The 13427-nt window shown below is 71.8% G+C and carries 13 protein-coding genes; 5 read left to right on the top strand and 8 right to left on the bottom strand.

Annotated features, from left to right (window positions below):
- Positions 1-16: 16 nt before the first annotated feature.
- Complete coding sequence (locus ACFP2T_RS04490) at positions 17-709, bottom strand: ABC transporter permease (protein WP_377417508.1); 693 nt, start codon at positions 707-709, stop codon at positions 17-19.
- 2 nt (positions 710-711) lie between these two features.
- Here ACFP2T_RS04490 and ACFP2T_RS04495 point away from each other — a divergent pair, with 2 nt between their 5' ends.
- Positions 712-1743, top strand: a complete 1032-nt coding sequence (locus ACFP2T_RS04495) for an ABC transporter ATP-binding protein (RefSeq protein WP_377417510.1) — start codon at positions 712-714, stop codon at positions 1741-1743.
- A 61-nt stretch (positions 1744-1804) separates the two neighbouring features.
- Here ACFP2T_RS04495 and ACFP2T_RS04500 read toward each other — a convergent pair whose 3' ends face one another.
- The 7 genes from ACFP2T_RS04500 to folP form a co-directional block, all read right to left on the bottom strand.
- Positions 1805-2296 (bottom strand): hypothetical protein, encoded by a 492-nt coding sequence (locus ACFP2T_RS04500; RefSeq protein WP_377417512.1) that lies wholly within the window; start codon positions 2294-2296, stop codon positions 1805-1807.
- Positions 2297-2471: 175 nt separating this feature from the next.
- Complete coding sequence (locus ACFP2T_RS04505) at positions 2472-2780, bottom strand: hypothetical protein (protein WP_377417514.1); 309 nt, start codon at positions 2778-2780, stop codon at positions 2472-2474.
- 50 nt (positions 2781-2830) lie between these two features.
- The gene (locus tag ACFP2T_RS04510) at positions 2831-4201 is read right to left on the bottom strand and encodes an ABC transporter permease (RefSeq protein WP_377417516.1); all 1371 of its coding nucleotides are present in this window, start codon (positions 4199-4201) and stop codon (positions 2831-2833) included.
- 188 nt (positions 4202-4389) lie between these two features.
- The gene (locus ACFP2T_RS04515; RefSeq protein ID WP_377417518.1) at positions 4390-4869 is read right to left on the bottom strand and encodes a DUF3180 domain-containing protein; all 480 of its coding nucleotides are present in this window, start codon (positions 4867-4869) and stop codon (positions 4390-4392) included.
- 154 nt (positions 4870-5023) lie between these two features.
- The gene (gene folK / locus ACFP2T_RS04520) at positions 5024-5548 is read right to left on the bottom strand and encodes a 2-amino-4-hydroxy-6-hydroxymethyldihydropteridine diphosphokinase (protein ID WP_377417520.1); all 525 of its coding nucleotides are present in this window, start codon (positions 5546-5548) and stop codon (positions 5024-5026) included.
- Between the two features lie 4 nt (positions 5549-5552).
- On the bottom strand, positions 5553-5948 hold the full coding sequence (folB, locus tag ACFP2T_RS04525; RefSeq protein WP_377417522.1) for a dihydroneopterin aldolase: 396 nt from the start codon (positions 5946-5948) through the stop codon (positions 5553-5555).
- Positions 5945-6793, bottom strand: a complete 849-nt coding sequence (folP, locus tag ACFP2T_RS04530; protein ID WP_377417912.1) for a dihydropteroate synthase — start codon at positions 6791-6793, stop codon at positions 5945-5947. The genes folB and folP overlap by 4 nt, the downstream gene beginning before the upstream one ends.
- A gap of 372 nt (positions 6794-7165) precedes the next feature.
- On the opposite strand from folP, the gene ACFP2T_RS04535 reads away from it, so the two are divergent.
- From ACFP2T_RS04535 to ACFP2T_RS04550, 4 genes are all read left to right on the top strand, one after another.
- On the top strand, positions 7166-7483 hold the full coding sequence (locus ACFP2T_RS04535) for a hypothetical protein (RefSeq protein ID WP_377417524.1): 318 nt from the start codon (positions 7166-7168) through the stop codon (positions 7481-7483).
- A gap of 15 nt (positions 7484-7498) precedes the next feature.
- Positions 7499-7861: a hypothetical protein gene (locus ACFP2T_RS04540; protein ID WP_377417526.1), complete on the top strand. Its 363-nt coding sequence runs from the start codon at positions 7499-7501 to the stop codon at positions 7859-7861.
- Between the two features lie 72 nt (positions 7862-7933).
- Positions 7934-11470, top strand: a complete 3537-nt coding sequence (locus ACFP2T_RS04545) for an ATP-binding protein (protein WP_377417528.1) — start codon at positions 7934-7936, stop codon at positions 11468-11470.
- Between the two features lie 2 nt (positions 11471-11472).
- Entirely contained in the window at positions 11473-13422 is a 1950-nt protein-coding gene (locus tag ACFP2T_RS04550; protein ID WP_377417530.1) for an MFS transporter, read from the top strand.
- Positions 13423-13427 lie beyond the last annotated feature (5 nt).

The following is a 13427-nucleotide window of genomic DNA, read 5'->3' on the forward strand; positions in this document are numbered from 1 at the left end:
CCTCCAGTCTCCGGCGTCACCCGGCCGCTCCGCGACGTCGTGCCCACGGGGTGAGCAGCCGACCCAGACCGGCCAGGATCAGATCCAGGACCAGGGCCAGCACCACGCAGAGGATGGTCCCGGTCATGATCTCGGCCTTGAAGAAGTTGTTGCGGAATCCGCCGAGGATGAGCTGACCGAGACCGCCGTGTCCGACCAGCACCCCGACGGTCACCAGCGCCACCGTGGAGACGGTGGCCAGGCGCAGGCCGGTGAAGATGCCGGGCAACGCCAGCGGCAGGTCGATCCGAAGCAGTCGGGCGAACCTGCCGTACCCCATCCCCTGGGCCGCGTCCCGGACCTCCGCCGGCACCTGGTTGAGCCCGGCGAGCGAGTTCCTGATGATCAGCAGCAGGGCGTACAGGACCAGCCCGAGCAGCACGGTCGCGGTGCCGGTACCGAGGTACGGAGCCGCGAAGGCGAAGAGCGCCAGCGACGGGATCGTGTACAGCACGCCGGAGAGTGCGAGAATCGGCCCGGTGAGGGGCCGAAACCAGTACGCCAGCACGGCGAGTGGGATCGCGACCAGGGCGGCGATCAGCACGGCCTGGGCGGTGAGCCAGGCGTGCTCCCGCAGCGCGGCGAGGATCGTGTCCGAATTGCCCTGTACATAATCCCAGGAGAACCACGGATTACCCGGGTCAACCCGGTCGATCACGCGGAAGGACATACGTGGACGTTACCCCGGAGAGCGACTCCGCCGGGCCCGCCAGTGCCGTGGGTGCCGCCGCGATCACCCTCGACCAGGTACGCAAGCAGTATCCCGACGGAACCGTCGCGGTCGGCGAACTGAGCCTGGAGGTCAAGGCCGGCGAGCTGGTCGTGCTGATCGGCCCGTCCGGATGCGGCAAGTCGACAGTGCTTCGCATGATCAACCGACTGATCGAGCCGACCTCCGGGCGGATCCTGCTCGGCGACGAGGACGTCACCCGAGCCGATCCGGTCCAGCTCCGGCGGCGGATCGGCTACGTGATCCAGAATGTCGGCCTCTTCCCCCACCAGACCATCTCGGCGAACGTCGGCACCGTACCCCGGTTGCTCGGCTGGTCCCGGTCCCTGATCCAGGCCCGCGCCGGGGAACTGCTCGACCTGGTCGGTCTCGACCCGGCCACGTTCGGCCCGCGCTATCCGCACGAACTCTCCGGCGGCCAGCGGCAGCGGGTCGGGGTGGCCCGGGCGCTGGCGGCCGATCCGGTCGTACTGCTGATGGACGAGCCGTTCTCCGCGGTCGACCCGATCGCCCGTGGGCGGCTCCAGGAGGAGTTCCTGCGGTTGCAGGCGGAGGTGCGCAAGACGATCGTGCTGGTCACCCACGACCTCGACGAGGCGGTCCGGCTCGGCGACCGGATCGTCGTACTCTCCCAGGGCGGCAGGCTGGAGCAGTACGCCAGCCCGGCCACCCTGCTCGGCGAGCCGGCCTCCGCGTTCGTCCGGGAGTTCGTCGGCACGGACCGGGCGATCCGGCGGCTCGCGGTCACCCCGATCACACCGGACCTGCTGCAACCGCTGCCGCCCGGCGGCGACGCCCCCGCCGGGCTGCCGACCGTGCCGATCGGCTCGTCGCTGTACGACGCGCTGGCGGTGCTGCTCACCACCAACTCCGACGATGCCCGGGTGACGGCGGAGGGCGGCGAGCCGGTCGGGCTGTTGAGCCGGCACCGGATCCTCAGCATCGACTATCCGGCCGACCCGATCGGCGGTTAGTCACGCCGACCGGTTCGGATCGTCCGCCGCCGTCGTTCCCACCTCCGACTCTGTCGATCGGTCAATGCCGTCCTCGCCGGCCGCCGAGGGTGGCGATGCCGATGATCCAGCCGACGAAGAAGCCGTACGCGGCACCGTTGCCGGCAGCCTGGAATGCGCCCAGCAGTGAGGGATTGCTGCCGATCAAGGTGGCGAGCAGCGCCGCGAAGGCACCGGCGAAGACGTACGCCGACCAGCCCGCGAAGAACTGGCTGAGCGTGCCCCTCGCCCTGGCCAGTTGCGAGCCGGGCAGCAGGAAGAGGAAGACCCAGGTGAGCGCCACCACCAGGATGGCCTTGAGATCGGCGGCGATGATGTTCTGGATCGTGTCGTCCGAGTCGAAGCGCCACGCCGGCCAGGCGAGCAGCCGGAGGAACCAGCCGCCCGCCGTGTCCGGGTTGGTTTCGTCTCGGGCCCAGTCGGCGTACCAGGGGCTGCCGAATACCAGGACCAGTACGAGCGCGGCGAGGGTACCCGCACTCGTGGCCGTTCTGTAGCGATTGGTGAGAGCCATGGCGACGTTGTTTCCCAGTCGAATCCGCCCTCGAAACCCCGTGACCGATATCCAGGAATGCGCACCGGTTCATCCATTGCCGCCATCGACGCGCGAATAGCGCAATTTACCGGAATGGTAGTGACCACCGGGCACGCCGCGGGCCGCCAGGAGGGATGTGAACCTCGGGAACCGATCAGTGCTTCTGCAGGTAGTCGATGAAGGCGGCCCGGAGCAGCGGCGCGGTCTCCTCGTACCCGTGACCGGTGAACTCCCGCCAGAGCGCGACCGCCTCGTCCACGGTCGGTCCGGCGGAGTTGGGCGAGCCGTCCAGCGCCGCCGCCTCGTCGGCATTCGGCAGGTGCCGGATCACCGACCAGAAGAAGCCGACGTCGCGCCGTTCCCGAGCCAGGGTGAACGCCCGCTCACGCAACTCCTCGGTGGACAACGCGTCCAACTCGGCAAAGGTGGGGGTGGTACGGGACTCGGCACCAGATTCGGTCATAACGCCGAGCCTAACGGGCTGAACCGCCCTGGCTCCGTCCGGCCGCAAGGTCAGCGGTCCGAGCCGCCCCACCGGTCGCCGCCCCACCGGTCGGCCCGGTTGTCGGTCGGCTGGGTCGGCAGCGAGGAGGTCCACGGCTCCGGTGGCTGGGCCCGGGCCGCCTCCCAACTCGTCGTGCTCACCGGAGCCGGCTCGTCCTCCCACTCCTCGGTCCGGCCGACGACCGGGCGGGGCCGTCCGTACGTCTCGACGAGGCGGGTCACCAGCAGGCCGACCGCCACCACGACGGCGGCGACGGCGGTCGGCGCGATGTCGAGGTTCCGTTCGTCGGCGTACTGGATGAACAGGGTGAGTGCGGTGGCCGCGAGCAGCCCACCCGCGATCCCACCCCGTCGGCCGAAGGCGCTGGCGCCACCGATCAACGCGGCGCCCATGGCCAGACCGGTCCACTCGATCCCGGTCGTCGGCGCCACCGGCCCGCTGGAGCCCGCAGCGAGCAGCATGCCGGCCATGACCGCGAAGACCATCGAGATCACCGTGCTGATCGTGACGATGACACCGGCCGCAGCGCCCCGGCGCAGCGCCGGATCGCCCACCGGCCGGAACCGGCCGACGGTTCGACGCACGGTCTTGAGGGTTCCGAACAGGCCGGCGAGCACGGCCACCGCGGCGAACCCGCCGAAGAGGTAGGTCGCGTGCTGGGTCGGGTCGTACTCGCCCTGCACGTCGACCGGTGCGGTCCGCTGTTCGATGAAGACGACGGCCGCCAGCCCGGCGGCGAGGGTCGCCGCCCAACTCGGCACGTGGAACCCCGCCACCAGCAGGGACACCACCAGCCCGAGCAGCACGGCGGCCACGGTCGCCGGCAGCATCGCCGCGACCACTCCGCGATCGGAGTTCTCCGCGAAGTGCAGCGCGGCGGCGACCGCGACCGGTCCCAGGGCGAGGTTGGGCGCGCCGGTCCGCAGGGTCAGCGCGGCGGCGAGGGTGAGCAGTCCGACCGCCGTACCGAAGACCAGCAGGCTCTCCAGTCGCGCGCCACGGATCAGGTCCGGATAGTCCCGATTGCACAGGAAGACCAGTGCCGCCACCACGACCAGCAGAACTAGTTCCCACAGCAGGTGCACGACCAGCCTGTCCCGCCCGGGCTCGCCGTGTGCCGGATCGTCGAAGACGTTCTCCAACGCCGCCGGCGGGACGGTCCGGCGACGTACCGGCTCGTCGGGCTCGAACTGCGCGGCCGACTCGGCCGGTTCGCCACCCATGAACCGGCCCATGACGTGGCCGGACGACGCACGGGAGTCGGCGTCGTCGTACCCCGGGTCGGCACCGCCGTACCGGGGATCCTCCCGTGCACCGGCACCGACCGGATCCATGCTGCCGGTCTCGCGTCGCCGATAGATCGAATCGTCGTACGCCATCTCGCGCGCCTCCTGATGTCGTCCCCGCGAAGCAGGCCCGGACCCGGGGCGGCCTCCGGGACCGGAGCGGTCGAACGTAGGGGCCGATCCGGCGAGGCGGCTGGATCTGGCCCGGTCGGAGGCACCGTACCCGCGTCTACGCCCGGTCGTCACCCCCGGTGTTGGTCGATGCGGGCTCGGCGGGCCCCTCAGAGATCGTCGCGCCGGCTCCGGTCGTCCTCGTCCGGGTCCCGCTCCGGGCGGTCCGGCACCCGGCAGGACCGCTCCAGCCAGAGCGCCGCGCCGACCAGGGCGAGCGAGGCGGCGAGGCCGGCACTGGCTGCCGGTACGTCGTTCGCGGCGGCCCTGGTCCGCTCGATGAGCAGCCAGGCGTCCAGTCCCGCGTAGAAGCCGGCGAAGATGGACCCGGCCAGCGCCGACGCCTTGGCCAGTACGACGAACCGGGCGACCGCGAGCGGGTCGACCGGATCCCGGCCGGGCTTGCGCGCGATCCGCGCCCGGGTGTTCGCCGCCGCGTACCCCTCCAACACCGCGAGCCCCAACAGGGTCACGATGGGTAACCATGGCAGTGGCGGGATGCGGCTGTAGAAGCTGCTGACCAGCAGCCAGGCCACGGCCGCCGAGGCCAACCCGGCCACCACCAGGGTGGCCGGCCTGGTCGGGCCCATCCGTCCCTGCTCGGGTGCGGGACCGCGCGTCGGAGGTCGCCGGTCGGTCACGATCCCTCTCCGCTCCGCTCGTCGTCGCCGTGACCGAGCCGTCCGATCACGCCGACCGCCTCCTCGATCCGGTTGCTCAACCGGTCCCCCTACGCCTCGTCGGTCAGTCCGACTCTAACCGCAGATCCGGTTGGGGGCGCAGGTCCAGCACGTCGCTGGCGACCGGCTCGGCGGACATCAGGTCGGTCAGCCAGCCGTGACCGGGCAGCCGCCCGTACGGCTGGATGTCGATCCACGGCCGCAGCACGAAGGCCCGCAGGTGGGCCCGGGGATGTGGCAGGGTCAGCTCGGGATCGTCGCTGACCACCGGCTCGCCGTCCTCGTTCCACACCGCCACGACGTCGACGTCGAGGCTGCGCGGACCGAACCGTCGCTCGGGGTCCCGGACCCGGCCGGCGACGGCCTCGACGGCCCGGGCCCGGTCGAGCCAGTCGCGCGGGCCGGCACCCTCGTCCCGGACCAGCACCACCGCGTTGAGGTAGGCGGGCTGGTCCGGGTCGCCCCACGGCGGCGTCTCGTAGACCCCGGACACCACCAGGAGTACGTCCCGCAGCTCCGACACCGCCGTCCGCAGGTGTGCGAACCGGTCACCGAGATTGCTGCCCAGCGAGAGCACGGCCTGGGTCATCGCCTCACCGCCGCCTGGTCAAGGTGACCGCCACGTCGGCGAAGTCGTGCGGGATCGGCGCCTGTGGCTTGTGCACGGTGACCGAGGCCGCCGCCACGCGCGGATCGGCCAGGCACGCGACGGCCAGTCGATCGGCCAGCGTCTCGATCAGATTCACCGGCTCGCCGGTCACGATGTCGACCAGCCGGCCGGCGAGTTCGCCGTAGTGGACGGTGTCGGCGACGTCGTCGGAACGGGCCGCCGGGCGGAGATCCAGTTCCAGCACCACGTCGACGACGAAGTCCTGCCCCTGCGCCCGCTCGAAGTCGAAGACGCCGTGCCTGCCGCGCGCCCGCAGACCGGTCAGGATGATCCGGTCGCCGGTCGGGCCCGTCGCCGCGACATCACCGGAGCCGGTCATCCGAGCGTCTCCGTCGTCGCCAGCCGGGGCCGACCGCTGGCCACCCACACCGCCAGCGCGTCCACGGTCTCCCGTACGTCGTGCACCCGTACCCCGAAGGCGCCGGCCGCGACCGCGAGCACGCTGGTGGCGACCGTCGCGGCGGTCCGCTCGCCGGTCGGCCGGGGGGTACCGTCCGGCGCGGCGAGCAGCGCACCGAGGTACGACTTGCGACTGGCCGCGAAGAGCACCGGATAGCCGAGGCTGAGCAGTTCCGGAAATCGGGCGGTGAGTTGCCAGTTGTCCCCGGCCCGCTTGGCGAACCCGAGCCCCGGGTCGATCACGATGCGGTCGGCGGCGACCCCGGCCGCGAGGGCGTCCGCGATCCGCTGGGCCAGCTCGGCCTTCACGTCCGCGACCACGTCGGTGTACCGGGCCAGTTCCTGCATCCGCTTGGCGTGCCCCCGCCAGTGCATCAGGATCCACGGACAGCCCGCCTCGGCGACCACCTTCGCCATGTCGTGATCGGCGAGCCCGCCGGAGACGTCGTTGACGACCGTCGCGCCGGCCTCCAGCGCGGCGGCCGCGACACTGGCCCGGTACGTGTCGACGCTCATCGGTACGCCCCGGGCGGCGAGTTCCCGGATGACCGGCAGTATCCGGGCCGCCTCGGTCTCCGCGTCCACCCGGTCGGCACCGGGCCGGGTCGACTCGCCGCCCACGTCGATCAGCTGGGCGCCGTCGCGGTGCATCTGTACGCCGTGCCGCACGGCGGCGTCGAGGTCGGCGTACCGGCCGCCGTCGGAGAAGGAGTCCGGCGTGACATTGAGGACGCCGATCACCACCGGCCGGCTCCGGTGGAGCAGGTCGCCGTCTGCCGTGGATCCGCCGCCGAGCGTGGCGGGGTCCTGGACGAACTCGGTCACGGCTAGACGTTACCTACCGACCCTGGTCCGGCCGGGACCACCCGGGCCGGGACGCGGTCCTCGGATCACTACGCACCGGGGCCGATTGGTGGCACTCCACCCCGCTTGTTCGAAACAGGCACGCGCCGTACGCTCGCATCAGCCAGATGCCAGAACTTAAGAGATGGGCCGAATTAGGACAAAGACGCCCACAAACCATCACCGTACGCGGTGACTGCAAGACGCAGGGTCGATCAACACCCCACGACCGGCCTGGTTTACCGGGCTTGACAGCAGTGCGGGGCGCGGGCCACCGCACCGGGGAGGATTCCGATGTTCGCCATGGAGCTGGTGGAGACGGCATGGCCGGCTGCCACGCACGCGCTCCACACTCTCTCGCTCATCCCGCTTGCCGAGCCGGCCCCAAAGGGCAATATCGACACTGATGGCGTCGTCAAGTTCTTCGCCACCAACATCGCGCCCATCCTGCTCGCCGTACTCGGCGTGATCTTCATCGGCCGGGCCAGCAAGGGTGAGGTCTCGAAGGTACTGACCAGCTCGGCTATCGCGCTGCTCGGCCTGGCCTTCATCGCCGGGGCGGCGACGCTGTTCCTCGTTGGCGAGAACCTGATCAACCTGATCTTCGAGTAGACCGCGGAGCACGAGATGCGGCTGCGCACCGACGACGACATCTATCGGGCCCGCCTGGTCTACCTGGGGCCGCCCGGCTACACCCTGCCCGTACACCTGCCGTACGCGCAGTACGGGCTCTTCATGTTGCTGGTGCTGCTCTACATGTTCATCCACTGGCTGTTCACGCTCAGGGTCGAGCTGATCCCCGCCTGGGAGATCGCCCTCGCCATCGTCTCCACCTCATTCATCTTCCGGTACGTCGACCCCGACAGGCCCGCCCGGATGGTCATCCGGACGGCGCTGACCGACTGGCGGCGCACCCGCGAACCGGCGACAGAGCAGCGCGACCCACGACTGGTCGCGACCCGCATCCGGATCCGGGAGCGGTTGACATGACCGAACGCGGCGAGGTGACGGCATGAGCGAGTGGATTGCGGTGCGGACTGTCGGTCCGGGCGAGGCGGAGGCATGACCCGCTCCGCCACGCCGGGCCCCCCGTACCCGGCAGGTCGGCCGACCGACGGCAACGGTAACGGTACGCAGTCCTCCGACTACCTGACATCGGATCCCGCCGAGGACAGCGAGTACGACCCCGCGCTGCTCAGCAACACCGGACACGGTGGAGTCGCCGTGTTCCAGGCACCTCAGCCACCGGCCCGGAACCGGCCATCCCGGCCCACCGCCGGGGCACCCGCCCGCCCGCCCGCCCCGGCGGAACATCCGGACATCGACTCGCCCTTCCTCGACCTCTTCGGCGCCGGTCCGCTCCAGCCGCCACCCGCCGGCCCGGCACCGGCCCGGCCCCCGCGTGCCGCATCGCCGCATCGACCGGGACGGTGGGGCGAGGACCCCGACGCCCCCGTCGGCCTGCCGGCCTGGGAGCCGGACGAGTCGCCAGCGGGCCGGCCGCCCGCCCCCGACCCGGACCCGCAGCACGGTCATCCGGCGTACCCGAGTCCCGGTCCGTCTCCCCGGTTCGCCGCTCCCGCCAGCCCGGCTCCGGGTCCGGTCCCGGAGGCCGCCGGGCCCGCCCTCCGGAACACCCCGGCGCTCGGCCGCCAGGCCGGAGCCGCGTTCGGAGACACCGAGGCGACCCGCTACGGGTCCGGTACGGCGCCCGGTTCCGGCTGGCCCGTCGACCCGCCGGCACCGGCTGTCGGACCGGCCGGCGCCACGGCGCCGGCCGCCGTCGCACCCGAGGTCGTCGGCGGTCGCCCCAGCCCCGCGCCACACCAGCGCGGCGGCGAGCACTCGACCAGCCTGCCGGTGGTCCGCGAGCCCGCCGACCAGGCATCGGCACCCGCACCGGCCCGGCGCTCGACCAGGCGGTCCGATCGTGACCCGGCGCCGGTCCCGCCGAAGCAGCGGCGGACGAAGTCGACGCCGAAGCCGGTCCGGCCGGAACCGGTGGCGGTGACGAAACCCCAGCGGGTACGTGCGCCGAAGGTGCGGTTCGGCGACCGCGACCCCGCCGTCGAGCTGGCGATCACCGAGATCGCCGGTCACCTGACGTTCACTCCGAACACCGTCACCGCCTGGTACTGGCTGCCGGAGGTGCGCTGGGCCTTCCGACCGGACGCCGAGCGGGAGGCGCTGCTCTCGGCGATCTCCGAGCAGTACGCCGGGCTCGCCGGGTTCCGGCTGCACCTGCGCCGCACCACCCGACCGTTCCCGGCCGACGAGTGGGCCCGGACGATCGACTCGCACACCCCCCAGCCGCTGGCCACCGTCACGGGCGCGCCGAGCTGGTCGGACCACCTGGTCGCCGCCCAGCGCCACCTGCTCTCGGTCAACCACGCCGAGGGCCAGACCTACCTCGGCGTCACGTTCGCCCGCCGATCGCTGGGCAACAACCTCGCCGAGCGGGTCCTGCGCGCGTTCGGCCGTGGGGTCGCCGACGGCGAACGGCGCAAGCTCGGGCGCACCGTGGAGCAGTTCGACGAGGTGCTGGGCGCGTTCGGCATGCGCGGACGGCAGGTCACCGCCGAGGAGCTGGAGTGGCTGCTCTACCGCTCCGTCGCGCTCTGCATGGCGCCCCCCGGCACCCTCTCCCCGGTCACGAACGGGCACTGGGAACGCGGTGACCTGCTCGCGCTGACCGAACAGGTCGAGCGCTACCGCACCCCGTACGGGTCGACGGTCAAGCTGGTCAACCGGATGACCGGCGAGGAGCGGCACGTCGCCGTACTGGCGGTCGGCCGGATGGAGCCGCTGGAGATTCCCGAGCGGCACGAGCCCTGGCTGCACTTCCACGAGCGGCTGCCCTGGCCGATGGAGATCTCCACCCGGGTCGACATCCTCGGTCCGGGCGACTCGTTCCGGAACCTGGAGCACCGGCTGCGGATGATCCGGTCCCAGCAGCTCGACTACGCCGAGCACGGCATCGACGCCCCGCCGGAGCTGGAACGGCTGGCCAAGCGGGCTCTGGTGATCGGCGACGAGATGACCACCGGCCTGCCGGTGGAATCCGCCCGCGCGCACGGCTGGCACCGGATCGCGGTCGGTGGGCGTACCCGGGAGGAGTGCCTGGAGCGGGCCCGCCGGCTGATCCAGCTCTACTCGCGGGAGCTGCGCGTCTCGTTGCAGCACCCGAAGAACCAGGACTGGCTGGCCCGCGAGTTCATCCCCGGCGAGCCGATCGCCAACACCGGATACCTGCGCCGGATGCCGGTCAACCTGCTCGCCGCCGCGCTGCCCCAGGCCGCCTCCACGGTCGGCGACCGGCGCGGTGACCTGATCGGCCGGACCGCCGGGACCTGCCGTCGGCCGGTCTTCCTCGACCTGCACTTCCCGATGGAGGTCCGGGAACGCTCCGGGCTCGCCGTCTTCGTCGCCGAGCCGGGCGGTGGCAAGTCGACCCTGCTCGGCGCCCTCGGCTACCTGAACGCCCGGCGCGGGGTCCAGGTGACCCTGCTGGACCCGTCCGGCCCGCTCGCCCGGCTCTGCTCGATGCCGGAACTGCGACCGTATTCGCGCGTGTTGAACCTGACCGGCTCCGAGCACGGCACCCTCGCCCCGTACGCGCTGATTCCCACCCCGCTGCGCACCGAGTTCCCGGCGGGCGCGGGCGGCGACCGGGAGTTCCAGATCGCGGTCTCCAACGCCCGGGCCGAGCGGCGGATGCTGGTCCAGGACATCTGCATGATGCTGGTGCCGCCGCAGGTGGCCCGGGAGGCGTCCACCGCGACGCTGTTCCGGCACGCGGTCCGGCAGGTGCCGGCCGAGGAGACCTCCACCCTGGACGACGTGGTGGCCTGCCTGTCCGGGCTGGAGGACGAGGGCCGGGAACTGGCCAACCTGCTCCTCGACACCGCCGAGATGCCGCTCGCGCTGCTCTTCTTCGGCCGCCCGCCGGAGGGACTGCTCGGTGCCGACGCCACGCTGACCGTGATCACCATGGCCGGGCTGCGGCTGCCCGACCTGAAGATCGAGCGGGAGTACTGGTCCGCCGAGGAGGCCCTCGCGCTGCCGATGCTGCACACCGCACACCGGCTCGCGGTACGCCGCTGCTACGGCGGCTCGATGTCGTCACGCAAGATGGTCGGCCTCGACGAGGCGCACTTCATGGAGGGCTGGCGGTCCGGCCGGTCGTTCCTGGTCCGGCTGGCCCGGGACTCCCGGAAGTGGAACCTCGCGGCACTGGTCTCGTCGCAGAACCCGAAGGACATCCTCGGTCTCGACGTGCAGAACCTCGTATCCACCGTCTTCGTCGGGCGGATCGCCGAGGACGTCGACATCGCCTCGGAGGCGCTGCGGCTGCTCCGGGTGCCGGTGAACGACGGCTACGAGGCGACCCTCGCCTCGCTGTCCGCCGTGGACAGCGCGTCGGCGGACCGGCTCGGCTTCCGCGAGTTCGTGATGCGTGACGTGGACGGCCGGGTGCAGAAGGTCCGGGTGGACGTGTCGTACGTCCAGGGCCTGCTCGACCATCTCGACACCACCCCGGTCACGGCCAAGGCCGTCACGTCGAACCTGCCCTCCCCGATCGCGGACCTGGAGGCTTGACCATGGCGAGGATCGGAGCCCGCGTCGCCGCCCTGCTGCTCGCGATCGGGGTGCTCGCGACCGCCACCCTCGTCTGGCCGGTGCTCGGCAGCGCCGCGCCCGCGTCGGCCGCGCCGATCCCGACCCGGGCCAAGGTCGCCCTCTGCACCACCGCCGAGTGGGAGGCGGACTTCCGCGCCTGCGTCGACCGGCTCGCCGACGTCAGCGAGGCCACCGCCCAGTGCCTGAACCCGCCGACCCCGACCAAGCCGGACTCCGGCCTTGCCGGCTGGTTCGCGTCCCGCCCCGAGGCGAGCAGGCAGCCGGGCGTGAAGGGGCTGTACACCGAGTACGGCAACGCCGGCTACAGCTACGAGACGTACAACGACTCGGGCGGCTGCGCCTCGGACGTGATCGATCCGGGCAGCAAGGTGTTCAACAAGATCGCGGACGGCGAGATCCGGATCGCCACCGCGATCATCGGCGCGTCGAACGCGCTCCGCGAACGGGCCTGGGATCCACGGACCATGTGGGACTGGGCGGACCCGCTGGTCGAGCAGGCCACCAAGGCCGTCTACGAGCGGGTCTTCAGCGTCTTCGGCATCATCACCCTCTGCGTGGTCGGCCTCTACCTGCTCTGGCGGTCCCGGCAGTCCGACATGAGCAACGCGATGACCACCGCCGGCTGGGCGCTGCTGGTGATGGTCGCGGTGACCGCCATCGCCGCCTGGCCGGTCCGGTCCGCCAACCTCGCCGACGGCACGCTGGTCACCACGCTCAACGTGGTGCACGAGGCGGTCGGCCCCCGGGCCAAGGACATCCCGGCCGACAAGTGCGCCTCCCCCACCGGCTCGGCCTGCAAGGACAACCGGCCGCCGGCACTGCGGGCCAGCGACACGTCGACCGAGACGATGCTCTACCGCAACTGGCTGCGGGGCGCGCTCGGCTCCTCCGACAGCGAGACGGCCCGCAAGTACGGCCGCGCACTGTACGACGCCAAGGCGCTCACCTGGGAAGAGGCCGCGAAGATCGACGCCAACCCGGACACCCGGGACGCCACGGTCGAGGCCAAGCAGGAACAGTGGATGAAGGTCGCCGAACAGATCAAGGCCGAGGACAAGGAGGCGTACGAGTACCTGCGTGGCGCCCGCGACTCGGACCGGATCGGCGCCGGGCTGATCGCCATCCTGGCCGCGATCCTGTTCGCGATGTTCGACCTGACCGCCTCGTTACTGGTGCTGCTCGGCTTCCTGCTGTTCCGGTGGGCCGTCATCGCCGCCCCGGTGCTCGGCACGGTGGGCCTGATGCGCCCGGCCAGCGCCGGACTGCGCCGGCTGGGCAACGCCGTGGTGGCGGCCATCTTCAACATCGCCATCTTCGGCACCGGCGCCGCCATCTATTTGTTCGCGGTGGATTTGGTGATGAGCACCTCCACGATCCCGGGCTGGTTGCAGGTGGTGCTGGTCTGGCTGTGCGGTGTGGTGGGTTGGCTGCTGCTGCGCCCGTACCGCCGGATCACCCAGCTCGGCGGCAAGGACAGCACCGAGGTGATCGGCGCGGCCGGCTCGTGGCACCGCCGGTTCTTCCGGGACGTCCGGGCCGCGTCCCGGCTCGATCCGTCGGACGACCGGGCCGGTGACGTACGGGTCAAGAACCGCACCCTCGTGATCCAGCAGACCAACGTCCGACCGGAGAGCCGGCACGAGGATCCGGCGCACGCCGCCGGCGGTCGTGCGGAGAGCGCCACCGAGCGGGCCGACGAACCGGCCACCACGGCGCCGCCGGCACCGGCCGAACGCGGTTCCGGCTCCCGGCCGGCACCGGGTCGGCCGTCCCGACGCCGGCCGGCGGAATGGACCGAGCCCGACGTGCCGGCGGAGAACCCCTCCTTCGTCATCTACCGACCCGACTCGGCGCCGGCACCGGACCCGAAGCCGGCGCCGGCACCCCGGATCCGCTCCGAGGCCAGGTGACTCGC

The sequence above is a fragment of the Plantactinospora solaniradicis genome (assembly GCF_042658085.1).
Taxonomy (GTDB): domain Bacteria; phylum Actinomycetota; class Actinomycetes; order Mycobacteriales; family Micromonosporaceae; genus Plantactinospora; species Plantactinospora solaniradicis.

Coding starts and splice junctions, on each gene's coding strand:
- folB (WP_377417522.1), bottom strand. CDS start 5,948: ATGACCGGCTCCGGTGATGTCGCGGCGACGGGCCCGACCGGCGACCGG.
- ACFP2T_RS04535 (WP_377417524.1), top strand. CDS start 7,166: ATGTTCGCCATGGAGCTGGTGGAGACGGCATGGCCGGCTGCCACGCAC.
- ACFP2T_RS04500 (WP_377417512.1), bottom strand. CDS start 2,296: ATGGCTCTCACCAATCGCTACAGAACGGCCACGAGTGCGGGTACCCTC.
- ACFP2T_RS04550 (WP_377417530.1), top strand. CDS start 11,473: ATGGCGAGGATCGGAGCCCGCGTCGCCGCCCTGCTGCTCGCGATCGGG.
- ACFP2T_RS04505 (WP_377417514.1), bottom strand. CDS start 2,780: ATGACCGAATCTGGTGCCGAGTCCCGTACCACCCCCACCTTTGCCGAG.
- ACFP2T_RS04490 (WP_377417508.1), bottom strand. CDS start 709: ATGTCCTTCCGCGTGATCGACCGGGTTGACCCGGGTAATCCGTGGTTC.
- folK (WP_377417520.1), bottom strand. CDS start 5,548: ATGACCCAGGCCGTGCTCTCGCTGGGCAGCAATCTCGGTGACCGGTTC.
- ACFP2T_RS04510 (WP_377417516.1), bottom strand. CDS start 4,201: ATGGCGTACGACGATTCGATCTATCGGCGACGCGAGACCGGCAGCATG.
- ACFP2T_RS04515 (WP_377417518.1), bottom strand. CDS start 4,869: ATGGGCCCGACCAGGCCGGCCACCCTGGTGGTGGCCGGGTTGGCCTCG.
- ACFP2T_RS04540 (WP_377417526.1), top strand. CDS start 7,499: ATGCGGCTGCGCACCGACGACGACATCTATCGGGCCCGCCTGGTCTAC.
- ACFP2T_RS04545 (WP_377417528.1), top strand. CDS start 7,934: ATGACCCGCTCCGCCACGCCGGGCCCCCCGTACCCGGCAGGTCGGCCG.